Origin of the sequence: Actinomadura sp., from assembly GCF_044508335.1 — a bacterium.
GTDB lineage: Bacteria > Actinomycetota > Actinomycetes > Streptosporangiales > Streptosporangiaceae > Spirillospora.
On record NZ_JBIQHY010000015.1, the window covers coordinates 12336 to 37508 of the forward strand.

Genomic DNA, 25173 nt, shown 5'->3' on the forward strand with positions numbered 1-25173 from the left:
CCCGCGCGCCTCTTCGGCGGCGCGGTTACCCGTCGGCCCCCGCCATCGGGCACCATTAGGCGCGATGGTCGATGCTCTTCTCGCGCTTCTGGCGACCCTTGGTGCCCTGGCGGCCACCGGGTTGCTGATCCAGCGCGCCCAAAAGGACCGGCTGCTCTACCTCATCGCCTGGTCGTTCACCCAGGTCGGGCTGACGCTCGCGCTGCTGTGCATGGCGGTCGGCTTCATGGCGGGGTTCAATGGCGCGCTGTTCCGCGTCATGGAGCTCGGCGCCGCGCTGATCGGGCCGGTCTGGCTCGCGCTCGGCATGATCGAGCTGATCGCGCGGTACGTGCAGGTGCGGTTCGCCGCCTGGCTGTTCGCGATCTCCTACACGGTCGTCGCGATCGTCATCCTGATCCTGGACCCGCTCAAGGGCTCGCTGTCCAAGAGCCTGCCCAAGCCGAGCGCCACCTACGACGCGCTGCCGCTGCTGCTGATCGACGGCGCGCACGTCGTCGCGGTGATCTCGCTGGCCGCGTGCACCGGGGTCACCGCGTGGCTGGCGAGCAAGCAGGACCAGGAGGCCGCCGAGCTGCTCATCCCGGTCGCGCTGGTCGCGCTCGCGGGCGTCCTCATGGTCAGCGGCACCCGCGGGTTCCTGCCCGCGCCGCTCGCGGTGATCGCCGTCGGCGCCGCCGCGGGCCTGGTCTGGTACGGCGCGATGCGCACGATCCCCGTCTACGACGAGGACGAGGGCTACGACGACTACGCCGGCCAGGGCGGCTACGCCGACGAGCCCGCGACCGGCTACGAGGAGCAGGCGTACGCGGGCAAGGCCGAGCCCGTCCCCGCGCCGACGCCGTCCCCGGAGCCGCGGCGCGGGGAGCTGCGGTTCCCCGAGCCGGCCGCCGAGGAGCTGCGCTTCCCGTCCGGCAACCCGGCCGGGCCCACCGCCGTCGACGGCCTGGGCGCCGCCGGGGCACCCGCCGGCGCGCCGCCGGTGGGCGGGGAGCTGGCGAACGCGTGCGGCCAGATCACCGTCTACACGCTGCTGGACGGGCGCGAGGAGGCCTTCGACCGGCTCGCCGCCGACCTGGTGAAGGCGGCGCTCGCCACCGAGCCGGACACGGTGATCTTCGCCTGCCACGAGGTGGTCGGCGGCCCCACGCAGCGGATCTTCTACCAGCTGTTCCGGGACGAGGCGGCGTTCGCCGCGCACCGCGGGCAGGCGCACCTGCGCCGATTCCTCGCCGAGTCGCGCACCCACGTGCTGGCCACGAACGTGATCGAGCTGAGGCTCGGCGCCGCCAAGGTGCCGCTGCCGGCGCCCGACTTCCCGGGGCGGTGACATGGCGGACGAGATCGTGATCACACTGCTCGGCAAGCCGGGCTGCCACCTGTGCGACGAGGCCCGCGCGGTGATCGAGCGCGTCGCGGCCGACATGGGCGTGGCGTGGGAGGAGCGCGACATCACCCGGTCGGAGGCCGACTACGAGCGCTACTGGGAGCAGATCCCGGTCACGCTGGTCAACGGCGTCCAGCACGACTTCTGGCGCGTCGACGAAGCCCGCCTCCGCGGCGCCGTCGCCGCGCTCCGCTGAGCCGCGGGTGTCGCGTCGGTCACATCCGAACGACATTCGGATTGCCTGCGCCTACGCTGTAAGTCCCTAGTGGGCGGCCGTTCCGCGGTGCCGTCCGGGCCCTGCGACCGGGGGGTGACTTTGTGCGCGTGTTCACAAAGGCTTAACCTGGTGGGCAGCCCTGGGGCGGGCGGGCCGCGGTCGTCCGGCCGCGTCGAGCCGCGCGAGCCGGGGCGAGGGGTGCGCCGATCACCCCGTCCCCAGCGTCGAGCCCGAAGAGCAGGCCGTGACACCTCGACAGAACCGGCACCGCGACCGAGCGGGCCGCGGCATCCCCGAAGCCACCGTGGCGCGGCTCCCCGTGTACCTGCGCGCCCTCACCGGGCTGCAGGAGCGCGGCGTCGCCACCGTCTCCTCCGAGGAGCTGGCGGCGGCGGCCGGGGTCAACTCCGCCAAGCTGCGCAAGGACCTGTCCCACCTCGGCTCCTACGGGACGCGGGGCGTCGGCTACGAGGTCGAGTACCTCGTCTACCAGATCTCCCGGGAGCTGGGCCTCACGCAGGACTGGGTGGTCGCGATCATCGGGGTCGGTAACCTGGGCCGTGCGCTGGCCGGCTACGGCGGTTTCGCGTCCCGCGGCTTCCGCGTGGCGGGCCTGCTCGACGCGGACGACGCCATCGTCGGCCAGGAGATCGCCGGAATGACGGTGCAGCACACGGACCGGCTGGAGGACATCATCGCGACCCACGGCGTGTCCATCGCCGTGATCGCGACCCCCGCGAGCGCTGCCCAGGGGGTGTGCGATCGCGTGGTCGCCGCGGGCGTGACCAGCGTGCTGAACTTCGCCCCCGTCGTCCTGTCGGTGCCGGACGGCGTCGACGTGCGCAAGGTCGACCTGTCCATCGAGCTGCAGATCCTCGCGTTCCACGAGCAGCGCAAGGCGGGCGGGCCGGACGGGCTCGCCCCGCTGGCCGCGGGCGACGCGCCGCCGGGCACGTCCCAGTACGTAGAGACGGTCGAGGCATGAATCGGACGATCCTGAGCGAGGACGCGGCATGAGCATTCTGGTGGTGGGGCTCAGTCACCGCAGCGCGCCCGTGGCGGTGCTGGAGCAGGCCTCGGTGGCCGGAGACGACCTGGTCAAGTTGCTGCACGCGGTCCACGACTCCGCCAACATCGCGGAGGCCGCGATCGTCTCGACGTGCAACCGGGTCGAGATCTACGCGGTGGTCGACAAGTTCCACGGCGGCGTCTCGGCGATCTCCGAGCTGCTGGCGCTGCACTCCGGCGTCCCGCTGGACGACCTGGCGCGGCACCTGTACGTCCACTACGAGGAGCGGGCCGTCCAGCACGTGTTCGCGGTGGCGTGCGGGCTGGAGTCCATGGTCGTCGGCGAGGGGCAGATCCTCGGCCAGATCCGGCAGGCGTTCAAGCTCGCGAAGGACGAGGGCACGCTCGGCCGCGACCTGCACGACGTCCTGCAGCAGTCGCTGCGGGTGGGCAAGCGCGCCCACCACGAGACCGGCATAGACAAGGCCGGCGCGTCGCTGGTCAGCGTGGGGCTGGACGTCGCCGCCCGGCACCTCGGCCCGCTGGACGGCGTCCGCGCGCTGGTCGTCGGCGCCGGTTCGATGAGCTCGCTGGCCGCGGCCACGCTGTCCCGCGCGGGAGCGCGGGAGGTGGTGGTGGCCAACCGCACCCACGGGCGGGCGGTCCGCCTCGCCGAGTCGCTGGACGTCCCGTCCCGCGCGATCGAGCTGTCCGCGCTGGACGTCGCCCTGGCGGACGCCGACCTCGTGGTGTCGTGTACCGGCGCCACCGGCCTGGTGGTGACGGCCGGGCAGCTGACCGCGCGCGGCGTCGGGGACGACGGGCGACGCCGCTTCTTCCTCGACCTGGCGCTGCCGCACGACGTCGAGCGCGCCGTCCGCGACCTGGACGGCGTGGAGCTGGCCGGGCTGGACGACCTGCGCACCGAGCAGGAGGCGGCGAAGGCGATCGGCCCGGCGGCCGTGGACGCGGTCCGGCGGATCGTGTGCGAGGAGGTCGAGGCGTTCCTCAGCGCGGCCCGCGCCGCGGCGGTCGCGCCGACCGTCGTCGCGCTGCGCAGCATGGCCGCCGAGGTGGTGGACGCGGAGCTGTCCCGGCTGGCGGGCCGGCTGCCCGACCTCGGCGACCGGGCCCGCGGGGAGATCGAGCAGACCGTGCGGCGCGTGGTGGACAAGCTGCTGCACGCGCCGACCGTCCGGGTCAAGGAGCTGGCGTCGGCGCCGGGCGGCGACTCCTACGCCGACGCGCTGCGCGAGCTGTTCGACCTGGACCCGAAGGCGCCCGAGGCCGTGGCCCGCGCCGATGTGAACGTGGAGACGGTGAACGCCAGTGCCGCCGGCGTCCGGGCGGTCAGCGCCCGGGACACGGCCCCGGCGCGCGAAGGAGACGAGACGTGACTACAGGCAAGGGCCCGCTGCGGCTCGGCACCCGCAAGAGCCTGATGGCGACGACGCAGTCGCAGGGCGTCGCGGACGCGTTGACGCGGCTGACCGGGCATGCCGTGGAACTGGTCGGGGTGACCACGCAGGGTGACGTCTCCAAGGCCCTGCTCGCCCAGATCGGCGGGACGGGCGTGTTCGTCAACGCGCTGCGCGACAAGGTCCTCTCCGGTGAGGTGGACTTCGCCGTGCACTCGCTGAAGGACCTGCCGACCACGGAGACGCCGGGCATCGCGCTCGCCGCCACCCCCCTGCGCGACGACCCCCGCGACGCGCTGTGCGGCCCCTGCAAGCTCGCCGACCTGCCGCGCGGCGCCCGCGTCGGCACCGGCTCGCCGCGCCGGGTGGCGCAGCTGCGCGCGCTCCGCCCCGACCTGGAGATCGTCCCGATCCGCGGCAACGCCGACACCCGGCTGCGCAAGATCACCGACGGCGAGCTGGACGCGGTCGTGCTGGCCCACGCGGGCCTGAAGCGGATCGGCCGGCTGGCGGAGGTCGGCGAGGTCTTCGACCCCGGCCAGATGCTGCCCGCGCCCGGGCAGGGCGCGCTCGCCCTCGAATGCCGCGCCGACCGGGACGACCTCCGCGAGCTGCTTGGAACGGTCGACGACGTCGCGACCCGGCGCGCCGTCACCGCCGAGCGGACGATCCTCTCGGTGCTGGAGGCGGGTTGCTCCGCGCCCGTGGGAACGTACGCTGCCGAGATAGATGAAGAGCTGCATCTGACCGCCACCGTCGCGGCGATCGACGGGAGCAGGCAGATCAGGCTGTCCGCAAGCGGCCACCCGGACGCCGCCGAGCAGATCGGACGCGACCTCGCGGACCGGCTGTTCGCCCAGGGGGCCGACCAGTTGATGGGGGAGCGCGAGTGAGCCCCGCCGCGAAGACCACCGCCAAGAGCACCACCGCCGAGAAGACCACCGCCGAGAAGACCACCGCCGCCGGCAGGGCCGCCGCGGCCAGGAGCAGGAGCACGGCGCCCGCCCCGGCGCCGAGCCGCACCACCGACCCGGGCACGGTCGCCATCGTCGGCATGGGGCCGGGCGACCCGGGGCTGCTGACGCTGCGCGCCGCCGCCGAGCTGGAGCGAGCCGACACCGTCATCGTCAGCCGGGCGCACTGCCCCGCCGACGTCCTCGCGCACTGCCGCGCGGACGCGGAGATCCTCGACACCGCCGAGGGCGACGCGGTCAGGCTCGCCGTCCGCGCCGCGAAGGCCGGGCGCCGCGTCGTCCGGATGTTCGCCGGCGACCCGGGCGTCGCCTGCGGCCTGGCCGCCGAGGGCGCCGCGCTGCACAAGGCGGGCGTGCCGTTCGAGGTCGTCCCGGGCGTGTCCGCCGTGACCGGTGTGCCGGGGTACGCGGGCATCCCGCTCACCGACCCCGAGCACCGCGAGGTCCGGTTCGTGGACGCGTCCGCGGGCGGCGTCGACTGGGAGGAGTTCGCCGGGTCCGGCGCCACGCTCGTCATCGCGGGCGCGGAGGGCGCGGTCGCCGAGGTCGCCAAGGGCCTCGTCGCGGCCGGGCGCGCCGACTCCACCCCCGCCGCCATGACGAGCCTCGGCACCACCACCGAGCAGGAGACCGTCGTCTCCACGCTGGGCAAGCTCGCGTCCGACACCAAGGGCATGGAGTCGCCCGCCCTGATCATCGTCGGGGACGTGGTCAAGTGGCGCGACAAGCTGTCCTGGTTCGAGACGAAGCCGCTGTTCGGGTGGCGGGTGCTGGTGCCGCGCACCAAGGAGCAGGCCGCGTCCCTGTCGGACCAGCTGCGCGGGTACGGGGCCGTCCCGGACGAGGTGCCGACGATCTCCGTCGAGCCGCCGCGCACCCCGCAGCAGATGGAGCGGGCCGTGAAGGGCCTCGTCACCGGACGCTACGAGTGGGTGGTGTTCACCTCCACCAACGCGGTGAAGGCCGTCCGGGAGAAGTTCACCGACTACGGCCTCGACGCCCGCGCGTTCGCCGGGCTGAAGGTCGCCGCCGTCGGCGAGCAGACCGCCGCCGCGCTCGTCGAGTTCGGCGTGCAGCCCGACCTCGTCCCGTCCGGGGAGCAGTCCGGCGAGGGCCTGGCCCGCGAGTGGCCGCCCTACGACGAGGACCTCGACCCGATCAACCGGGTGCTGCTGCCGCGCGCCGACATCGCCACCGACGTGCTCATCGCCCGGCTGACCGAGCTGGGCTGGGAGTGCGAGGACGTGACCGCCTACCGGACGGTCCGGGCCGCGCCGCCGCCCGCGCCGATCCGCGAGGCGATCAAGGGCGGCGGGTTCGACGCCGTGCTGTTCACCTCCTCGTCCACGGTGAAGAACCTGATCGGCATCGCCGGCAAGCCGCACAACGTGACGGTGATCGCCGTGATCGGGCCGCAGACCGCGAAGACCGCGCAGGAATACGGGCTGCGCGTCGACGTCATGGCGGAGAAGCCGTCGGTATCGGCCCTCGCCGAGGCGCTGGCGGAGTACGGTGCGAAGCGGAGGGCGGCCCAGATCGAGGCGGGAGACCCGCTCCGCAAGCCCAGCCAGATGCGCCGGGGGGCCCGGCGCCGGAAGTAGAGCCGTACAGAGGGATTCCATGTCCGCACAGTTCCCCGTCGCGCGCCCGCGGCGGCTGCGCCGCACGCCCGCGCTTCGCCGGATGGTCGCCGAGACGCGGCTCGCGCCCGCCGATCTCGTCCTGCCGCTGTTCGTCAAGGAGGGCATCACCGAGCCGCAGCCCGTCGCGTCGATGCCGGGCGTGTTCCAGCACACCCGCGACAGCCTGCGCAAGGCGGCGCACGAGGCGGCCGAGGCCGGCGTCGGCGGCCTCATCCTGTTCGGCGTCCCGGCGGTGAAGGACGGCACCGGGTCCGCCGCCGACGACCCCGACGGCATCGTCCAGGTCGCGCTGCGCGACCTGGTGTCCGACCTCGGCGACGCGACCGTCGTCATGACGGACCTGTGCCTCGACGAGTACACCGACCACGGCCACTGCGGCATCGTCACCGACTCCGGTGAGATCGACAACGACGCCACGCTGGAGCGGTACGCCTCCATCGCGGTCGCGCAGGCCGAGGCGGGCTCCGCCGTGGTCGGCCCGTCCGGCATGATGGACGGCCAGGTCGGCGTGATCCGCCGGGCCCTCGACGAGGCGGGCTTCACCGACACCGCGATCCTGGCGTACTCGGTGAAGTACGCGTCCGCCTACTACGGCCCGTTCCGCGACGCCGCCGAGTGCGCTCCGCAGTTCGGCGACCGCTCCACCCACCAGCAGGACCCGGCGAACGCCGAGGAGTCGCTGCGCGAAGTCCTCCTCGACCTGGAGGAGGGCGCCGACATGGTCATGGTGAAGCCCGCCGGCGCCTACCTCGACATCCTCCGCCGCGTCCGCGACACCGTGGACGTGCCCGTCGCCGCCTACCAGGTGAGCGGCGAGTACGCGATGATCGAGGCCGCCGCCGAGAAGGGCTGGATCGACCGCGAGCGCACCATCATGGAGTCGCTGACCGCCATCCGCCGCGCCGGCGCCGACATCACGCTCACCTACTGGGCCACGGAGGTGGCCCGCCGCCTGTCCTAGGGGCTCTTAGGACGCCCTCTAGTCACTTAGGGTCGTTTCCCGGGGGTCGCCGTGTCTGGGCGTGAGCTCGGCGGGCATCATCGATAACCGAGGAACCCACGCGCGACCTTGGGCTATTGGGGGGCGAGATGCTGGCGGTCACGGGGCACAGGCGGCAGAAGGCGGCACGGAACCGGATGGCCGCGGCGGCGCGGGAGTACGCCGATCTCGGGTGGCCGTGCTTTCCGGGCGCGCACGTCGGCGGTGACAGGGCGTGTTCGTGCGACCGGATCGGGTGTCCCGACCCGGGCGCGCACCCGGTCTCGGCGGCGTGGGCGCACCAGGCCACCGTCGACGCCGAGGTGATCGAGCGCTGGTGGGCGAAACGCCCGGAGGCGAACATCATCCTGCCGACGGGGCGGGTGTTCGACGTGTTCGACGTGCCGGCCGCCGCCGGCGCCGCCGCCCTCGACCGGATCGAGCGGGAGGACCTCCCCGTCGGTCCGGTCGCGTCGTTCGGGGACGAGCGGCACCTGTTCTTCGTCGCGACCCGCGGCGCGCCCGCCGACGAGGACGAGTGGTGGTCGTGCCACCTCGACACGCTGCCGGAGGACGTCGCCGAGACGCCCGGCATGCGGTGGCACTGCCGGGACAGCTACGTGGTCGCCCCGCCGTCCGTCCTGCCGTACGGGCGCGAGGTGGTCTGGCTGCGGGCTCCGGGCCGGGGCCGGGGCCGGGACGCGCTGCCCGACCCGCTGCGGCTCCTGGAGGTCCTGGCGGACGCCTGCGAGGACGCCTAGCGGCTCGGCGCCTTCACGGCGGGCTTCGCGCCCCACTTGGAGTAGGAGCCGCGCTGGATCTGGTTGCGGCCCTTCTCCGGCCCGGCGCGGACCCAGAACTTCACGGGCCGGTGGCCCGCGTCGAGCTTGATGGCGAAGGCGATCTGCTGGGCGCCGGTCGCCTGCGCCATCCGCGCGTACATGGGGCCGACGCCGGGGGCCTGCGCCAGCGCCGCGGCGGGCGCCTCGCCCTCGTAGATCGCGCCCGACCGGGTCAGCCGCGTCGCCGCCCGCAGCAGCGCCGTGAGGTTCGCGACCGAGCTGCCCTGCCGGACCTGGTCGGCCGCCGCCGGGTAGCCGCGCCCGCCGAGCGCCGAGGACTTCCACTTCTTGCCCACGCGCACGTACAGCCGGTCCTGGACGACGAGGGCGCGCACCGGCTTGCGGGCCGCCCCGGAGCCGGCCAGCGTCATCGAGTAGGACGCCTGCCCGCCCTGCAGCCCGAACGTGCCGCGGCTGCTCACCGGGAAGCCGCAGCAGCCCGTCTGCCGGTAGGTGAACGCGGCGCCGGGCGCCCGCGCGACGGCCCCGTCGATCTGCGCGATGAGCGGCGCCGGGTCGACGCCGCCGGCGGGCAGCGTCGGCTGCGGGGTGCTGCTCTGCGCCGGGCTCGGCTCCGGCGGCGGCTTCTTGTCGTCCTTCCGCAGCAGCGTGGCCGCGCCCGCGCCGGCCCCGGCGAGCACCAGGACGGCGACGGCCGCGACCACCCAGGGCGTCCGGGACCGGCCGCCGGGCTGCTTGCCGGCGACGATCGGGTTGCGGCCGCTGCTGCGGGCGGGCTTGGGCTTCGGGGGCTCCGGCTGCAGCGCGGCCTGCGCGGCGAGCTCGGTGAGGCGGCCGCGGCCCTGCGCCTCCCACGACGGCCCGTAGGCGGAGACGGCCGCGTCCTCCAGCGCGCCGAGGAAGTCGGCGGCGGACTTGGGGCGCTTCGCCGGCTCCTTCGCCAGGCCCTGGTGGACGAGCTCGCGCAGCGGCCCCGGGACCTCCTCGGCGGGGATCGCCGCCTCGCGGTGCAGCCGCGCCATGTTGCGGCCCGCGTACGGGGGGCGCCCGGTGAGGCACTCGAAGAAGATCGCCGTCGCGGCGTACAGGTCGGTGGCGACGGTGGCGGGCTCGCCGTCCCACAGCTCCGGCGCCGCGTACTGCGCGCCGAACCGCACCTCGGTGCCGGCGGGCGCGGTCGCGAAGTCGGTGAGCTGCGCGTTGCCGTCGGCGTCCACGAGGATGTTCGCGGGCCGCAGCGCGCCGTGCACGACGCCGCGGTCGTGCGCGGCGGCGAGGCCGAGCAGGATGCCGCCCAGCATCGACAGCGCCGCGAGCGGGCCGGTGGGGCCCTGCGCGGCCAGCACCCGCCGCAGGCTGACGCCCTCCACCCACTGCATCACGATGGCGGCGCCGTCCGCCGACTCCACGAAGTCGTAGAAGTCGACCACGTTGGGGTCTTCGAGTTGGGACAGGGGGCGCGCCGCCGTGCGGAAGCGCGCGAGGAAGGCCTCGTCGGCCGCGAGCGCGCCGTCGAGGTACTTGATCGCGACCTTCGTGCCGGTCTGGTCGTCGACCGCCAGCATCACCCGGCCCGAGGCTCCCCCGCCCAGCTCCCGCTCGTGGGTGAAGCCCGGGACCGTCCAGCCGTCAACCACGTTGAAAGCCCATCCCTCCGATGTCGTACTTGGTGGAATATCGGCCCGTACGCCGCGAGGTCAAGGCAAGTCGCCGAACTGCAACTGAGAGACTGAAAACGTGACAGGTATCGATCACTCCCAGCAGTTGTTCGACCGTGCCTCCGGGGTCGTCCCCGGCGGGGTCAACTCACCGGTGCGGGCCTTCGGCGCCGTCGGCGGGACGCCCCGCTTCATGGCGTCCGGGCGCGGCCCGTACCTGACGGACGCCGACGGGAACACCTACGTCGACCTGGTGTGCTCCTGGGGCCCGCTGATCCTCGGGCACGCGCACCCGGCCGTGGTCGAGGCCGTGCGGGACGCGGCAGGGCGCGGCACGTCCTACGGGGCGCCGACGCAGGGCGAGGTGGAGCTCGCCGAGGAGATCGTGTCGCGGACGCCGGTGGGCAAGGTCCGGCTGGTCAACTCCGGGACCGAGGCGACGATGTCGGCGATCCGGCTGGCGCGCGGCTTCACCGGCCGCACCAAGATCGTGAAGTTCGCGGGCTGCTACCACGGGCACGTCGACTCGCTGCTCGCCGCGGCCGGGTCCGGCGTCGCGACGTTCGGGCTGCCCGACACGCCGGGCGTGACCGGCGCGACCACCGCGGACACGCTGATCCTCCCGTACAACGACGTCACGGCCGTGGAGACCGCGTTCGACGAGCACGGCGCCGACATCGCGTGCGTCATCACCGAGGCCGTCCCGTGCAACATGGGCGTGGTGCCGCCGCTGGCCGGGTTCAACGCCCTGCTGAAGCGGCTGTGCGAGCGGTACGGGGCGCTGCTCGTCGTCGACGAGGTCCTCACCGGGTTCCGCGCGTCCCGGTCCGGCTGGTTCGGGATCGAGGGCGTCGCGGGCGACCTGATGACGTTCGGGAAGGTGATGGGCGGCGGGCTGCCCGCCGCCGCGTTCGGCGGGCGCGCCGACGTCATGGACCACCTCGCCCCGGCCGGTCCCGTCTACCAGGCGGGCACGCTGTCGGGGAACCCGCTCGCGACGGCCGCCGGGCTCGCCACGCTGCGCAACGCCACCGACGAGGTGTACGCGGCGATCGACCGGTCCGCGGAGACCGTGTCGAAGGCCGCGTCGGAGGCGCTGGAGCGCGAGGGCGTCCCGCACTCGGTGCAGCGCGCCGGCAACCTGTTCTCGGTCTTCTTCAGCGAGGCGCCGGTGGGCGACTTCGCCGCCGCGCAGCGCCAGGACTCCAAGGCGTACGCGGCGTTCTTCCACGCCGCGCTGGAGCGCGGCGTGTACCTGCCGCCGTCCGCGTACGAGGTGTGGTTCCTGTCGGCCGCGCACGACGAGGAGGCGCTCGGGCGGGTCCTGGACGCCCTCCCGCACGCCGCCCGCGCCGCGGCCAGGGCGTCCTAGCCCCGGGCGTCCCGGCCGGGCGTCCTAGACCGCCTGGAAGGCCGCCATCGCGGCGGCGACCGACTCGGGACGCGGTGCGCGCAGGGGGGCGCGCACCGCCGGGTCGTCGATCAGCCCGGCCTCGGCCAGGCACGCCTTGAGGACGGCCGGGGAGGGCTCGCCGAACAGCGCCTCCGTCATCGGCAGCAGCCGGTTGTGCACGGCCAGCGCGCCTTCCGCGTCGCCCCGGCGGGCAGCGTCGAACATCGACGCGAAGGCGGCGGGCGCGAGGCACGCGCACGCGGCGACGCCGCCGGCCGCGCCGAGCTGCAGCATCGGGTAGATGTACGCGTCGTCCCCGCACAGCACCGCCTTGCCGGGGTTGGACGCCAGCATCGCCAGAGTGTCGTGGTCGATGCCGCCCGCGCAGTGCTTCATGCCGGCGACGCAGTCGAGCGCGAGGATGTCGAGGAGCGCGCGGGCGGACAGCTCCCTCCCCGTCCGGTACGGGATGTTGTACGGGACGAGCGGGACGTCCACGGCCGCGCCGACCGCGGCGAAGTGCTCGACGACGGCCTCCTCCGACGGGCGCAGGTAGTACGGGACGACGACGAGCAGCGCGTCGGCGAACGCGGCGCGCTCGCGGGCCTGCCGGATCGAGTCGGCGGTGCCCATCGTCCCGGCGCCGACGGTCAGCGGCGTCCCGTGCTCGGCGGAGACGGCGCGGCACACCTCCAGCACCGCGCGCTGCTCGTCCGGGGCCAGCAGGGCGGCCTCGCCCGTCGTGCCGAGCGCGACCAGCCCGTCCGCGCCGTTCGCCAGGCAGTGGGCGGCGAGCCGCTCCAGCGACTTGGCGTCCACCTCGCCGGACGCGGTGAACGGGGTGACGAGCGAAGCGTGGATTCCGTGCATGTCAGCTCACCTCGTTGGTCGGGGCGGGGGCGATGCGCAGGCGGGCCGGCAGCCGGACGCTCCCGGCGGCGACGCCCGCGATGATCAGGGCGGCGCCGGTCAGCCGCGTCGCGTTCACGTGCTCGCCGAGCAGGACGGCCGCCGACAGCAGCCCGAACGGCGGGACGAGAAGCGAGTACATGGCGACCGTGCCCGCCTCGTAGCGGCGCAGGAGCCATCCCCACGCGCCGAAGCAGAGCAGCGTGGCGACGTAGGCGATGAACGCGAGCGAGGCGACCCCGGCGACCGTCAGGTGGCGCGCGGAGCCCGGCAGCGCCCCCGGCCCCTCGAAGACCAGCGACAGCGCGAACAGCGGGACGGGCGGCACCAGCGACATCCAGACCATGAACCCGAACGCGTCGACCGGCTCGCCGGCGACCTGGTTCATCCGCCGCATCCCGACGTTGGCGAGGCCCCAGCCGGCCGCGCCGCCGAGGCAGACCAGGAACGCCGCCACCGGGCTGCCGCCCTCGGCCTGCGCCACGCCGAGCAGCGCGACGCCGGCGAACGCGACGACCATCCCGGCGATCTGCCGGGCGCCGAGCCGCTCGCCCAGCAGCACGCCCGCGAACAGCGCCGTGAAGATCGCCTGGACCTGCAGCACCACGGACGCGAGGCCCGCCGGCATGCCCATGTTCATCCCGATGAACAGCAGGCCGAACTGCCCGACGCCGAGCGGGACGCCGACCAGCACGAACCAGCGCGCGGCGACGGGCGGCCGGCGGACGAGGAACACCGCCGGCACCGCGGCGGCGGTGAACCGCAGCGCGGCCATCAGCAGCGGCGGGAAGTCCTCCAGCGCCACCTTGATGGGCACGAAGTTGAACCCCCACAGCGCCGCGATCAGGGTGGCCAGCAGGACATGGCGCGATCTCATCCCTCGATCGTCGCCGCGCATTTTCTTAAGGACAAGCGAGAAATACTTGACACCTCGTTTTAGTATTACTTCATGCTTGATCTGGAACGGCTGCGCGCCCTCCACTCGGTCGCGACCTACGGCTCGGTCAGCGCCGCCGCCGACGTCCTGCACGTCACCACCTCGGCGGTCTCCCAGCAGCTGGCGAAGCTGGAGCGGGAGACCGGGCAGAAGCTCCTCGAACGCAACGGCCGCGGCGTCCGGCTCACCGACGCCGCCGAACTCCTCGTCGCGCACGCCGAGCGGATCCTGTCCCTCGTCGAGCAGGCGCAGGCCGACCTGGAGGCGCACCGCGGCTCGGTCGTCGGCCAGCTCACCGTCGCCGCGTTCCCGACCGCCGTTCGCGGGCTGATGCCCGCGGCGCTGCGCTCCCTCCGCGCCGACCACCCCGACCTGCGCGTCCAGCTCCGCGAGGAGGACCCGCTGCGCAGCATGCCGCTCGTGTCCCGCGGCGACATCGACATGGCGATCGTCCAGGACTGGAACAACGAGCCGCTGCCCTTCCACGAGGGCCTGCACAAGGGCGTCATCTGCGACGACGTCGCCGACGTGGCGCTGCCCGCCGGCCACCCGCTCGCCGGGCGCGAGACGATCGACCTCAAGGAGCTGGCCGGCGACCCCTGGATCAGCTCCGTGCCGGACAGCATCTGCTGCGACTGGCTGCTGCGCACGCTCCGCGCCGTCGACAGCGAGCCCCGCATCGACCACATGGCCTACGAGTTCGCCACGCAGCTGGCCCTGGTCGCCGCCGGGCTCGGCAACGCGATCCTGCCGCGCCTCGGCCGCTGCGACGTCCCGCCCGGCGTGGTGATCGTGCCGCTGTCGGCGCCGCTGTCGCGCCGGGTGTACGCGGTGTGGCGGGAGGAGGCCGCCCGCCGTCCCGCGATCCGCGCCGCCGTCGACGCGCTGCGCGCGGCCGTGCCCGCCGACGTCCCGTCGGTCGCGCCCGTGCTGAGCTGACCCGTGCTGAGCTGACCCGTGCTGAGCTGACCCGTGCCGAGCTGACCCGTGCCGAGCTGCCGCGTGCCGGGGCTGCCGCGTTTCGTCCGGCTCGCCGTTGATGAACGCCGTTCGGTAGGTTGTCGCGATCATGGAGTCGCGGAGGGCTCATGGACGGTGCGTGGCGGGTCGGCGGGTACACCGAGGTGCGCGAGCTCGGCGCGGGCGCCCAGGGGCGGGTCGTCCTCGCCCGGCACGACGCGTCCGGCACGCCGGTGGCGATCAAGTACCTCGCCGTCCGGGCGGACGAGGCCGACCGGGAGCGGCTCCGCCACGAGGCGCTGATGCTCGGCCGGGCCGGCAGCCCGCACGTGGCGCGGCTGTTCCGGCTCGTCGAGGGCCCGGAGACGGCCGCGATCATCATGGAGGCCGTCGACGGCGTCTCCCTGAAGGAGCTGCTGGAGCGGCACGGCGCGCTCGGCCCCGAGGCGTCGCTGGCCGTCCTCAAGGGCTCGCTGCTGGGCCTCGCCGCCGCCCACGCGGTCGGCGTCGTCCACCGCGACTACAAGCCCGCGAACGTCGTCGTCCCGGCGGACGGGCGCAGCCGCCTCGTCGACTTCGGCATCGCGACCCCCGCCGGGCAGGAGGCGGGCGGCGCCGGAACCCCCTACTACGCGGCGCCCGAGCAGTGGAGCCGGCACGTCGCCACGCCCGCGTCCGACGTCTACTCGGCGACCTGCGTGTTCGTGGAGTGCGTGACCGGGCGGCGGCCCTACGCGGGCGGCCGCGCGGAGCTGATGAACGCCCACCTCACCGGTGAGATCCCGGTCGAAGGCGTGCCGGAGCCGCTGCGCCCGCTGGTCCTGCGCGGCATGGCGAAGGCGCCCGGGGAGCGTCCCGCGGGCGCCGCCGCCTTCGTGGACGAGCTGGAACGCACCGCCCGCGCGGCCTACGGCCGGGACTGGGAGGCGCGCGGCGTGCACGCCCTCGCCGCCGGGGCCGTGGCGCTCGCCGCGCTGTTCCCGCTGGCGGCCTGGCTGGCGCCCGGCGCCGCGGGCGCGGCGTCCGCGGCCGGAGCGGCGGCCGGAACGGGTGCGGGGGCGTCCGCGGCCGGTGCGGCCTCCACCGCCGGGAAGGCCGCCGGAGCCTCGGCGATCAAGGCGTTCTTCGCCGGTGGCGCCGGGCTCGCCGCCGTCGCGGTCGGGACGGTCGCCGCCGTCGGAGCGGGCGCCGTCGCCGTCCACCAGGCCACGAAGCAGGACCCGGCGCCGAAGCCGACCCGGAAGGCCGCGGCCGCCGTCGCGGACGTGCGGCCGTGCGTCGTCGAGGCGCCGGGCGCGGTGACCACGCCGTCCGGCATCCCCGCCAAGGTGACGCTCCCCGCCCGCGTCGAGCCGCCGCCGGGCACCGCCGTGTACGGGTCCGGCCAGGGCATGCTGATCGGTCCCGCGGGCGCCGAGTGCAAGGGGTCCGTCGGCGCGAACGGCGGTTCCAGCACGGTCGGCGGCGCGACCGCGCTCGTCGAGGAGCACTGGCAGGGCTCGGTCGGCGGCATCCGGATCGCGCTCTGCGAGTACTTCCCCGACTCCGAGCAGGCGCGGCGGGAACGCGCGCAGGGCAACGAGTGCACGTCCGCGCAGAGCACGAGGGCGGATCTGCCGACCGGCGTGCCCGGTTACCAGGCGGTGCTCACCCGCGGCCTCGGCACCGACGACCTGCCCTATCCGTCACCCCTCGTGAAGGCCGAGCTGGCGGTCCTGACACCGCGCGCCCAGGTCGTGCCGATCACCTGCACGGCCCCGGCCGCGAACGCCGACATCTGCAAATCGGCGCTGATGTACTGGTTCGTCCAGCACCTGGGGAACGCGAAGCCGTCCGAAGCCGACCTCGACCGCGCCGCCGAACGCATATCCCGGTTCGTCGACTCCACGCGCATCTGACCGGCGATCCGCGCACGCGCCGGCCCCGGGGGCTGCCGGACGGGACGGCCGCGGGGCGCGGGTAATCTGACCGCGATGACTGACACGACGATCGTTCACCTGCTGCGGCACGGTGAGGTGCACAATCCCGAGGGCATCCTCTACGGGCGGCTGCCCGGTTACCGCCTGAGCGAGGACGGCGTCCTCATGGCGAAGGCCGCCGCCAAGTGGTTCGCCGACCGGGACGTGACCGCCCTCTTCTCCTCGCCGCTGCAGCGCGCGCTGGAGACGGCGGCGCCGCTCGCGGACGCGCTCGACCTCCCGGTGACCGTGGACGACCGTCTGATCGAGGCCGACAACCACTTCGAGGGGCTGACGTTCGGGGCCGGGGCCGGCTCGCTGCGCCGCCCCGAGCACTGGCGCCACCTGGTCAACCCCTTCAAGCCGTCGTGGGGCGAGCCGTACAAGGAGCTCGCCGCGCGGATGCGGGCCGCCGTGATCCGGGCGCGGGAGGCGGCGCGCGGCCACGAGGCCGTGTGCGTCAGCCACCAGCTGCCGATCTGGATCCTGCGGCTGCACGCCGAGCGCCGCCGGCTGTGGCACCACCCGAACCGCCGCGAGTGCGCGCTGGCCAGCGTCACGAGCCTGACGTTCGCGGGCAGCCGGCTGGTGGAGGTGGCCTACCGCGAGCCCGCCGCCGGCATCGCGAAGGGACCCAGTGTCGCCGGTGCCTGACCGCACCGCTAAGTTGTGTACTACGTCCTGTAGTAGTAGGAGGGTCCGTTGAGCCCCCGAATCTCCCCGCTGCGGATCGCCGCGGCCGCCGCCGCGCTGTGCGGGCTCCTCGCCGGCTGCGCCGGGACGGGCGCCGCCGGCAGCGGGCCGGACGGCGGCGACAACCGCTTCATCAGCGGCGACGGGAACGTGACGCGGTACGCGCCCGCCGACCGCAAGAGCGTGCAGGACGTCACCGGGGAGCGCCTCGACGGCGAGCCGTTCAAGCTGTCCGACCTCACGGGCAAGGTCGTCGTCGTCAACTTCTGGGCCTCGTGGTGCGCGCCGTGCCGCGGCGAGGCGCCGTCGCTGGAGCAGGTCTACGCCGAGAACAAGGGCAAGGGCGTCGAGTTCGTCGGCGTCAACTTCAAGGACTCCAAGGCCAACGCGAAGGCGTTCGAACGCAAGTTCAAGGTCACCTACCCGAGCCTGTTCGACGCGGACGGCCGGGTCACGCTGGCGTTCCGGGAGGTCCCGCCGAGCGCGATCCCGAGCACGCTCGTCCTCGACCGGCGGGGCCGCGTCGCCGCCCGCGTGATCGGCGCGACGACGTACTCCAAGCTGAACCCCCTCGTCGCCAAGGTCGTCCAGGAGAAGTGAGCGTCAACGAGACGGTCGTCAGCGGGTCGCTGGTGGCGGCGGCGCCGCTGGCGGCCCTCGCCGGGCTCGTCTCGTTCGCCTCCCCGTGCGTGCTGCCGCTGGTCCCCGGCTACCTGTCGTACGTGACCGGGATGACCGGCGCCGACCTCGCCGAGCAGCGGCGCGGCCGGCTCGTCGCCGGCGCGCTGCTGTTCATCGCGGGCTTCAGCGCCGTGTTCGTCAGCTACGGGGTGGTCTTCGGCGGCCTCGGCCGGTGGCTGCTGGAGTACCAGGACACGATCACCCGGGTCCTCGGCGCCGTCACGATCGTGTTCGGGCTCGCGTTCATGGGCTTCGTCCCCGGCCTGCAGCGGACGGTGAAATCGGGGCGGCTGCCGGCGGCGGGGCTCGCCGGCGCGCCGCTCCTCGGCGTGCTGTTCGGGCTCGGCTGGACCCCCTGCATCGGGCCGACCCTCGGCGCCGTGCAGGGCCTCGCGATCACCGAGGCGAGCGCGGAGCGGGGCGCGCTGCTGTCGCTGGCGTACTGTGTCGGACTCGGCCTCCCGTTCGTGCTCACCGCGATCGCCTACCGCAGGGCGCTCGGCGCGTTCGGCGCCGTGAAGCGCCACTACCCCCTGGTCATGCGGGTCGGCGGGGGGATGCTCGTCCTCATCGGGGTGCTGCTCGTGAGCGGCCTGTGGGGGAACCTGACGATCGAGCTGAAGTCGTGGATCAGCGGCTTCGAACCGGTGATTTGAGATGACTGAGACAACGGAAACCGGCACCGAGGCGCCCGCCGCGCGGCAGGCGCCCGAAGAGGTGCCGCGTCCCCGGGGCATCGGGCCGCTCGGCTGGCTGCGCTGGGCCTGGCGCCAGCTGACCACGATGCGCACGGCGCTGATCCTGCTGTTCCTCGTCGCGCTGGGCGCGGTGCCCGGGTCGGTCCTGCCGCAGCGGGGCCAGGCGCCGGAGAAGGTCGTCGCCTACCTGGACGAGCACCGGACGCTGGGCCCCTGGCTCGACAAGCTCTCCATGTTCGACGTGTTCGCCGCGCCCTGGTTCGCGGCGATCTACATCCTGCTGTTCGTCTCGCTGGCCGGCTGCGTGCTGCCGCGCGCGGTCAAGCACTACAGGTCGATGCGGGCCCGCCCGCCGGCGGCGCCCCGCAACCTGGGCCGGCTGCCGCAGCACGCGGAGTACGAGACCGACGCGCCGCCCGAGGACGTCCTCGCCGAGGCCCGCGCGGTGCTGCGCGGGCGCCGGTTCCGGGTGGACGTCTCCGGCGGCGCCGCGTCCGCCGAGAAGGGCTACCTGGGCGAGTCCGGCAACCTGCTGTTCCACCTGGCGCTGCTGGCGCTGCTGTTCGCGCTCGGGCTCGGCAACCTGTTCGGCTACCGGGGGAACGTCCTGCTGATGGAGGGCAAGACGTTCGCCAACTCGCTGAGCCTGTACGACCAGTTCCAGCCGGGGCGGGCGTTCCGGGGCGGGGAGCTGGCCCCGTTCACCATCACGCTCGACGACTTCAAGGCGAAGTACGAGACCCGGGGCGAGAAGCGCGGCATGGGCACCGACTTCGACGCCCGCATCCGCTACCGCACCGCCCCGGACGCCGCGGAGCGGCGCTACGACCTCAAGATCAACCATCCGCTGAAGGTCGGCGGCGCGAAGGTGTACCTGCTCGGCCACGGGTACGCGCCGGTGTTCACCGTCCGCGACGCCAAGGGCAACGTCGCCTTCCAGGACTCCGTGCCGTTCCTGGAGATGGAGCGGCGCAACCTGACGTCCGAGGGCGTCATCAAGGTGCCCGACGCGCAGCCGGACCAGCTCGCCTTCTACGCGATCCTGTGGCCGACCGCGACCGCCAGCGAGGACGGCAGGCAGATCGTCTCGGCGTTCCCCGCGCCGCTCCGCCCGGTCGTCACGATCACCGCGTTCAAGGGCGACATCGGCCTCGACTCCGGCACCCCCCAGTCGGTCTACAAGCTGGAGGGGATCGGCAAGACGCTCCAGCCCGTCAAGGGCGGCCAGAAGCTGCTGGAGCCGGGGGAGACGTTCGAGCTGCCGGGCGGCGCCGGCTCGATCACGTTCGACGGGCTCAAGGAGTGGACGAGCCTGTCGGTCAACCACGACCCCGGGCGCATGCCCGCGCTGATCGCGGCCATCCTCGCCGTCCTCGGCGTGGCGACGTCGTTCATGGTGCGGCGGCGCAGGGTGTGGGTCCGTGCGAGCACCGGAGAGGGCGGGCGTACGGTGGTGGAGGTCGGCGGCCTCACGCTGGGGAACCCGACCTCGGAGTTCGACGACATCGTGGCCGCGCTGCGCGGTCCGGAGGACGAGCCGGACCCGGAGGACGGGCCCGGCCCTGAGCCCGGTCCAGAGCCCGGCCCCGAACCAGGCGAGAGCGATCCCGACGCCGATCAGGAAGACGGGTCGGCCCCCGAACCGAAGGAGTGACGAGGTGAGCACTGCCGACCTCGCGAACCTGAGCGACAAGCTCATGCTGACCACCGTCGTGCTGTACATCGTCGCGATGGTCGCCTACGCCGCCGACCTCGGCTTCGGCCGCCGCCGCGAGGCGGCCGTGGCGGAGAAGGCGGAGGAGAAGGCGGAGGCGAAGGTCTTGGTGGGCGCCGCCGGCGCCGAGACCGCCGCGGCCGGCGCCGGCGCCGGCGAGGCGGAGGAGGACGAGAGCGAGCGCCCCCGGATCGACTGGGCCAACCTCGCCGTCCTGCTGAACGTGCTGGGCTGGGGCGCGCACCTCGGCGTCCTGGCGACCCGCGGGCTCGCCGCCGACCGGTGGCCGTGGGGGAACATGTACGAGTTCCTCACCGCCATCTCGTTCGCGGCCGTCACCGCGTTCATGGTCGTGATGCTCCGGTACCGGGCGCGGTTCCTCGGCGCGTTCGTCATGCTGGCCGCGGTCATCGCGCTCGGCGTCGCCAACATCTGGCTCTACGACTCGGTCGGCCCGGTCACCGCCGCGCTCAACTCCTACTGGATCGCCCTGCACGTCACCGCCGCGATCATCGCGACCGGCTCGTTCACGGTCGCGGGCGCCGCCACGATCCTCTACCTGGTGAAGGACCGCGCCGAGTCGCGCGGCGGCGTCGCGGAGGGCGGCGTCCTGGCCCGGCTGCCGGGCATCGAGAGCCTCGACCGGCTGTCCATGCGGGTCACCACGTTCGCCTTCCCGATCTGGACGGCCGCGATCATCATGGGCGCCATCTGGGCCGACCAGGCGTGGGGCCGCTACTGGGGCTGGGACCCCAAGGAGATCTGGTCCTTCATCACGTGGGTGATCTACGCCTCGTACCTGCACGCCCGCGCCACCGCCGGCTGGAAGGGCCGCAAGGCGGCGGTCCTGTCGCTGATCGCGTTCGCCGCGCTGATGTTCAACTTCTTCGGGGTGAACTACATGTTCTCGGGGCTGCACTCCTATGCGTGAGCGGCGCGAGCCGAGGGGCGCGGGGGTTCGCCCTCCCTTGGACGAGCACGCCTGAGGGGGCGAGCGTTACCACGGGGGATGACGGCGTGTCGGGTTCCGGCTTACCCTGCCTCCGGGGGCCCGGTCCGGCGTGTGCGCCGCTCGACGTCCACGGGGCCCGCAGACAGAGGAGCCCGATGCGCTTCAAAGGCGTCCACCGCAAGTCCCGGGAGCAGCGGACCCGGGAGGCGCCGCGCGGCGGCCGGTTCAGGGCCGACGCGGTCCGCGACGAGATCGCCTACGCCCCGTCCCCGCCCGACTCGGGGCAGGTGCGGCCGCGCAGCAACCAGCCGCGCGACCGGTTCGGCCGGTTCCGCAAGGCGGGCCGCGACGACGACTTCGCGGTGAACGGCCCGGACGCGGTGGACGCCGCCGGGAACGGCCGCTTCGCCGGCAGGTTCCGGCCGCGCGGCCCCGGGCGGCCGCGCGCCGGCGACTACTCGTGGCGCGACTTCGAGCTGGACGACGACCGGGTCCGCGTCGAGCCGTACCCGCCGGGCACGCCGCACGCCGCCGACGGGCGGCGCAACTGCGGGGTGCTGGAGAGCGTCCTGTACCGGCAGTGGGACGTGCGGGACGGGCCGCCGACGCCCGAGGTCATCGGCGCCGTGGACAGCCTCGCGTCGCTGCCGGAGCCGCTGAAGGAGAAGCTCGCGGCCGGGCTGGACGGCATCTACGTGGGGCCCGGCGGCGTCCCGCAGCTGGACGACATGGGGCACCTGCGCGACCGCCCGCTGCCGTCCGGCCGCGCCACCTGGGACATCTGCGCCGGCGCGTACGGCGACCGCAAGATCGTCGTGGGGGACCGGCCGTCCCCGACGCCGGACGTGATGCTGCACGAGGTCGGGCACGCCCTCGACGACATCGACGGCGACGACGGCGAGTGGACGTCCGACAGCCCCGCGTTCCGCAAGCTCTACGAGGAGTGCCGGCCGCACCTGGCGAGCGCGTTCCACCGGCAGCCGGACGCGCTCGGCCGCCGCGAGTTCTTCGCCGACGCGTTCGCCGCGATCTCGTCCCGGCAGCGGCCCGCGCTCGTGGATATGCTCGCCGGCAACATCAGGACGGCCCTCGAGGTCATGCTCTTCTTCAACCGCAGGTACGGGATCTAGGACACCGCGATGGCAGACGGCGAGGGTGATCGACGATGTACGTGATCCGGCTCCCCGACGGCACGCTCCGGGTTCCGCACAGCGTCGTCTCCGCGGCGGACGAGTCCGGGCCGGAGGCGCGCGAGGGACGGATCATCGCCGACGCCTACGTCGAGATCGGCCCCGGCGATCCCGACTACGACCGGCTCCTCCGCGAGTCGCTCACCGAGGAGGAACTGGAGGACAGGCGGCGCCGCTGGCGGGACGAGGACGCGGACCTGCTCCGCCGGTTCGAGGAGTGGAAGGGGGACGCGGAGGGCTGAGCGCGGGAACGTCCCCGGTCAGGTGGCCGTTCAGGGAGGCCGGCCGGAATGGCGGTGGTCGGGTGCGATGCCCCGGCCGCCCGGCTGGAGGGACCGGTCCGTGGCGCGGCGGTCCGGGCGGCCAGAGCCTCGTCAGCGGGCCGAATGCTCGGCGACGGGCTCCTCGCCGCGCAGCAGCGCGTGCACCTCGGACTCGCGGAAGCGCCGGTGGCCCCCAGGAGTGCGGATGCTGCTGATCCGGCCCGCGGCGGCCCACCGGGTGACCGTCTTCGGGTCGACCCGGAAGAGGGCGGCGACCTCTCCTGGGGTCAGCAGGCGCTCGCTCGTGCTCTCCACGTTTTCTCTCCCCCTTTGTCCCGCTCTCGGCGCGGGTGGACTGTTTAACAGTGTGGCGGGTCAAGACCGATTTCTCCCTTGTTTTCGGAAAAGATCACTGACCGTAGTTTCCCGAGCAGGAGCGATCGCGCTCAGTGTTCGCAACCCGCGGCACAGCGGGCACGCTGACCCCGTTTGACCTGCCATGTCACGGCGGAAACGCGCTCCCGCGCGCCCCTCCGCGGCGCCCGAAGTAGTCTTCGAGACCATGTCCGATCTAGTTTCGCTGCCGGAGATCGAGCGGGCCGCCGAGCGCATCGCGGGCGTCGCCGTGCGGACCCCGCTCGTCCCGTTCCCCCGCGACCCCGTCCCCCCGTCCGGCGGCGAGGGCGAGCCCGCGCTGCTGGTGAAGGCCGAGTCGCTGCAGCCGATCGGCGCGTTCAAGGTGCGCGGCGCCTACGCCGCCATCTCCTCGCTCACCGAGGCCGAGCGCGCGGCCGGGGTGGTGACGCACTCCAGCGGCAACCACGCGCAGGCCGTCGCCTACGCGGCCCGCGCCCTCGGCATCAAGGCCGTCCTGGTCATGCCGCACACGACGCCCGGCGTGAAGGTCGAGCGGTGCATCGCGCTCGGCGCCGAGGTCGTCTACGTCGAGCCGACCGCGCAGGCCCGCGCCGAGACCGCCGGCAAGCTCGCCGCCGCGCACGGCTTCACGATGATCCCGCCCTACGACGACGCGCGGGTGATCGCCGGGCAGGGCACCGCCGGGCTGGAGATCGTCCGGGACCGCCCGGACGTCGACGTCGTGCTCGTCCCGATCAGCGGCGGCGGCCTCATCGCCGGCGTCTCCGCCGCCGTCAAGGCGCTGCGCCCCGAGGCGAAGGTGATCGGCGTCGAACCCGAGCTCGCCGCCGACGCCCGCGACTCGATGGCCGCGGGGCGCCCCGTCTCCTGGGACGCGGAGAAGACCGGCCGCACCATCGCCGACGCGCTCCGCGTCCAGCGGGTCGGCGACCTCCCGTTCGCGCACATGCGGGCGCACGTGGACGGCGTCGTCACCGTCACCGAGGACGAGATCCGCCTGACGATGCGCCGGCTCGCCCGCGAGGCCCGCCTGATCGCCGAACCGGGCGGCGCCGTCGCCACCGCCGCCTACCTCTACCGCCGCGGCGAGCTGCCGGAGGGCGCCGCGTACGTCTCGATCCTCTCCGGCGGCAACGTGGACCCGGCCCTCTTCCTGGACGTCCTGAAGTAGCACCCCGGGGAGAGGCCGCGCGGGACCGGGGTTAACCTCGAAGTGCCATGCGTTCCGTCATCCTCTACACCGTCGCGCGGCTCGCGATCTTCGCGGCGACCGCAGGCGTTCTCGCGCTGTTCGGCGCCCGCGGCTTCCTGCTCGTGCTGCTGGCCCTGCTGATCAGCGGCATCGTGAGCTACGTCCTGCTGTCCGCGCAGCGCGACCGCATGTCCGCCGCCGTGACCCGCGGCTTCCGCGCCCAGCGGGAGAGGTTCGAGAAGGCCGTCACCAAGGAGGACGGGGTCCGCCCCGGCGCCGAGTAGCCCCGGCGGCGAGGGCGGTGCGCGCGGCGGACCGCGCCTCCTTCTAGGGTGGAGGCATGACCCGCGCCTCACTCGACAAGCAGCCCGCCGACGTCGCGGCGATGTTCGACGGCACCGCCGAGCGGTACGACCTGCTGAACACGCTGATGACCGGCGGGCGGGACCGGCGGTGGCGCCGGGAGGTCGTCCGGGCGCTGGAGGTGAAACCGGGCGAGCGCGTCCTCGATCTCGCGGCCGGGACGGGCACGTCCTCGGTGCCGTTCGCGGAGATCGGCGCCGACACGGTCGCCTGCGACTTCTCCCTGGGCATGCTGCGCGTCGGGGTGCGCCGGCAGGCGGGCGTGCGGCGGCTGCGCTTCGTGGCGGGCGACGCGCTGCGGCTGCCGTTCGCGGACGGCTCGTTCGACGCCGTCACCATCTCCTTCGGGCTGCGCAACGTCGCCGACACCGGGAAGGCGCTGCGCGAGCTGCGCAGGGTCGCCAGGCCGGGCGGCCGGCTGCTCGTCTGCGAGGTGAGCCACCCGCCGAACGCGCTGCTCGCGCTCGGCCACCGGGCGCACCTGCGGTACGGGCTGCCGCTGCTGGCGCGGGTCAGTTCCAATCCCGACTCCTACCGCTACCTCGCCGAGTCGACGCTGGCCTGGCCCGACCAGGCCGCGCTGGCGCGGCTCATCCAGGACGCGGGGTGGAGCGGTGTGCGCTGGCGCGACCTCACGTTCGGCGTCGCCGCGCTGCACCACGCCGTCAACCCCGGCTGACCGCCGCGGCCGGTGGCCGGACCGGTCCAAACTCAGACCGACCCGGAAGTACCCACCAGTCGTGATAAAGGAATAGACTCCCCTGTCGGATCCTTGTGAAGTGCTTCACAAGCGAACGAGCTTAAA

The 25173-nt window shown here is 73.9% G+C and carries 25 protein-coding genes; 21 read left to right on the forward strand and 4 right to left on the reverse strand.

Translation table 11 applies throughout. From position 1 onward, the window contains the following. The first annotated feature begins 64 nt into the window (after nucleotides 1-64). From ACIWVC_RS08460 to ACIWVC_RS08495, 8 genes are all read left to right on the forward strand, one after another. Entirely contained in the window at nucleotides 65-1330 is a 1266-nt protein-coding gene (locus tag ACIWVC_RS08460; RefSeq protein ID WP_396446267.1) for a putative quinol monooxygenase, read from the forward strand. 1 nt (nucleotide 1331) lies between these two features. After that, nucleotides 1332-1583 carry a glutaredoxin family protein gene (locus ACIWVC_RS08465; RefSeq protein ID WP_396446269.1) on the forward strand — a complete coding sequence of 84 codons (252 nt, stop codon included), beginning with the start codon at nucleotides 1332-1334 and terminating at the stop codon, nucleotides 1581-1583. Between the two features lie 265 nt (nucleotides 1584-1848). After that, nucleotides 1849-2589, forward strand: a complete 741-nt coding sequence (locus ACIWVC_RS08470; protein ID WP_396446270.1) for a redox-sensing transcriptional repressor Rex — start codon at nucleotides 1849-1851, stop codon at nucleotides 2587-2589. A gap of 28 nt (nucleotides 2590-2617) precedes the next feature. Next, complete coding sequence (locus ACIWVC_RS08475) at nucleotides 2618-4009, forward strand: glutamyl-tRNA reductase (protein ID WP_396446271.1); 1392 nt, start codon at nucleotides 2618-2620, stop codon at nucleotides 4007-4009. After that, nucleotides 4006-4923, forward strand: coding sequence for a hydroxymethylbilane synthase (gene hemC, locus ACIWVC_RS08480; RefSeq protein WP_396446272.1), 918 nt, complete (start codon nucleotides 4006-4008; stop codon nucleotides 4921-4923). Before ACIWVC_RS08475 ends, hemC begins: the two co-directional genes overlap by 4 nt. A gap of 152 nt (nucleotides 4924-5075) precedes the next feature. Beyond that, nucleotides 5076-6605 carry a uroporphyrinogen-III synthase gene (locus tag ACIWVC_RS08485; protein ID WP_396446352.1) on the forward strand — a complete coding sequence of 510 codons (1530 nt, stop codon included), beginning with the start codon at nucleotides 5076-5078 and terminating at the stop codon, nucleotides 6603-6605. A 19-nt stretch (nucleotides 6606-6624) separates the two neighbouring features. Then, nucleotides 6625-7608, forward strand: a complete 984-nt coding sequence (gene hemB, locus ACIWVC_RS08490) for a porphobilinogen synthase (RefSeq protein WP_396446273.1) — start codon at nucleotides 6625-6627, stop codon at nucleotides 7606-7608. 128 nt (nucleotides 7609-7736) lie between these two features. Next, nucleotides 7737-8387 (forward strand): bifunctional DNA primase/polymerase, encoded by a 651-nt coding sequence (locus ACIWVC_RS08495; RefSeq protein ID WP_396446274.1) that lies wholly within the window; start codon nucleotides 7737-7739, stop codon nucleotides 8385-8387. Here ACIWVC_RS08495 and ACIWVC_RS08500 read toward each other — a convergent pair. Further along, nucleotides 8384-10066 carry a serine/threonine-protein kinase gene (locus ACIWVC_RS08500; RefSeq protein ID WP_396446275.1) on the reverse strand — a complete coding sequence of 561 codons (1683 nt, stop codon included), beginning with the start codon at nucleotides 10064-10066 and terminating at the stop codon, nucleotides 8384-8386. The genes ACIWVC_RS08495 and ACIWVC_RS08500 overlap by 4 nt on opposite strands. 100 nt (nucleotides 10067-10166) lie before the next feature. Here ACIWVC_RS08500 and hemL point away from each other — a divergent pair, with 100 nt between their 5' ends. Further along, nucleotides 10167-11459, forward strand: a complete 1293-nt coding sequence (gene hemL, locus ACIWVC_RS08505) for a glutamate-1-semialdehyde 2,1-aminomutase (protein ID WP_396446276.1) — start codon at nucleotides 10167-10169, stop codon at nucleotides 11457-11459. A gap of 24 nt (nucleotides 11460-11483) precedes the next feature. Here the strand turns inward: hemL and ACIWVC_RS08510 are convergent, their stop codons facing one another. Together ACIWVC_RS08510 and ACIWVC_RS08515 are read right to left on the reverse strand one after the other, a co-directional pair. Next, on the reverse strand, nucleotides 11484-12350 hold the full coding sequence (locus tag ACIWVC_RS08510; protein WP_396446277.1) for a dihydrodipicolinate synthase family protein: 867 nt from the start codon (nucleotides 12348-12350) through the stop codon (nucleotides 11484-11486). A 1-nt stretch (nucleotide 12351) separates the two neighbouring features. Then, entirely contained in the window at nucleotides 12352-13266 is a 915-nt protein-coding gene (locus tag ACIWVC_RS08515) for an EamA family transporter (protein WP_396446278.1), read from the reverse strand. A 72-nt stretch (nucleotides 13267-13338) separates the two neighbouring features. Here ACIWVC_RS08515 and ACIWVC_RS08520 point away from each other — a divergent pair, with 72 nt between their 5' ends. From ACIWVC_RS08520 to ACIWVC_RS08560, 9 genes are all read left to right on the forward strand, one after another. After that, nucleotides 13339-14265 carry a LysR substrate-binding domain-containing protein gene (locus ACIWVC_RS08520; protein WP_396446279.1) on the forward strand — a complete coding sequence of 309 codons (927 nt, stop codon included), beginning with the start codon at nucleotides 13339-13341 and terminating at the stop codon, nucleotides 14263-14265. Between the two features lie 149 nt (nucleotides 14266-14414). Continuing rightward, nucleotides 14415-16184 (forward strand): serine/threonine-protein kinase, encoded by a 1770-nt coding sequence (locus ACIWVC_RS08525; RefSeq protein WP_396446280.1) that lies wholly within the window; start codon nucleotides 14415-14417, stop codon nucleotides 16182-16184. Nucleotides 16185-16259: 75 nt separating this feature from the next. Continuing rightward, a complete protein-coding gene (locus ACIWVC_RS08530; protein WP_396446281.1) occupies nucleotides 16260-16898 on the forward strand; it encodes a histidine phosphatase family protein in 639 nt (212 codons plus the stop codon). 48 nt (nucleotides 16899-16946) lie between these two features. Continuing rightward, nucleotides 16947-17537, forward strand: coding sequence for a TlpA family protein disulfide reductase (locus ACIWVC_RS08535; protein WP_396446282.1), 591 nt, complete (start codon nucleotides 16947-16949; stop codon nucleotides 17535-17537). Further along, on the forward strand, nucleotides 17534-18274 hold the full coding sequence (locus tag ACIWVC_RS08540; protein ID WP_396446283.1) for a cytochrome c biogenesis CcdA family protein: 741 nt from the start codon (nucleotides 17534-17536) through the stop codon (nucleotides 18272-18274). The genes ACIWVC_RS08535 and ACIWVC_RS08540 overlap by 4 nt, the downstream gene beginning before the upstream one ends. Before the next feature lies 1 nt (nucleotide 18275). After that, a complete protein-coding gene (locus tag ACIWVC_RS08545) occupies nucleotides 18276-19970 on the forward strand; it encodes a cytochrome c biogenesis protein ResB (protein WP_396446284.1) in 1695 nt (564 codons plus the stop codon). Nucleotides 19971-19974: 4 nt separating this feature from the next. Then, nucleotides 19975-20961, forward strand: a complete 987-nt coding sequence (gene ccsB / locus ACIWVC_RS08550; protein WP_396446285.1) for a c-type cytochrome biogenesis protein CcsB — start codon at nucleotides 19975-19977, stop codon at nucleotides 20959-20961. A gap of 176 nt (nucleotides 20962-21137) precedes the next feature. Further along, a complete protein-coding gene (locus ACIWVC_RS08555) occupies nucleotides 21138-22112 on the forward strand; it encodes a hypothetical protein (protein WP_396446286.1) in 975 nt (324 codons plus the stop codon). A gap of 35 nt (nucleotides 22113-22147) precedes the next feature. Then, nucleotides 22148-22414, forward strand: a complete 267-nt coding sequence (locus ACIWVC_RS08560) for a hypothetical protein (protein WP_396446287.1) — start codon at nucleotides 22148-22150, stop codon at nucleotides 22412-22414. Nucleotides 22415-22546: 132 nt separating this feature from the next. Here the strand turns inward: ACIWVC_RS08560 and ACIWVC_RS08565 are convergent, their stop codons facing one another. Continuing rightward, entirely contained in the window at nucleotides 22547-22750 is a 204-nt protein-coding gene (locus ACIWVC_RS08565; protein ID WP_021593176.1) for a BldC family transcriptional regulator, read from the reverse strand. A 247-nt stretch (nucleotides 22751-22997) separates the two neighbouring features. Between ACIWVC_RS08565 and ACIWVC_RS08570 the strand changes: the two genes are divergently transcribed. From ACIWVC_RS08570 to ACIWVC_RS08580, 3 genes are read left to right on the forward strand one after another with little or no spacing between them, the layout of a single operon-like run. Next, on the forward strand, nucleotides 22998-23984 hold the full coding sequence (locus tag ACIWVC_RS08570; protein ID WP_396446288.1) for a threonine/serine dehydratase: 987 nt from the start codon (nucleotides 22998-23000) through the stop codon (nucleotides 23982-23984). Between the two features lie 47 nt (nucleotides 23985-24031). After that, nucleotides 24032-24289 carry a DUF4229 domain-containing protein gene (locus ACIWVC_RS08575; protein WP_396446289.1) on the forward strand — a complete coding sequence of 86 codons (258 nt, stop codon included), beginning with the start codon at nucleotides 24032-24034 and terminating at the stop codon, nucleotides 24287-24289. 56 nt (nucleotides 24290-24345) lie between these two features. Further along, a complete protein-coding gene (locus ACIWVC_RS08580) occupies nucleotides 24346-25047 on the forward strand; it encodes a demethylmenaquinone methyltransferase (RefSeq protein WP_396446290.1) in 702 nt (233 codons plus the stop codon). The last annotated feature ends 126 nt before the right edge of the window (nucleotides 25048-25173 follow it).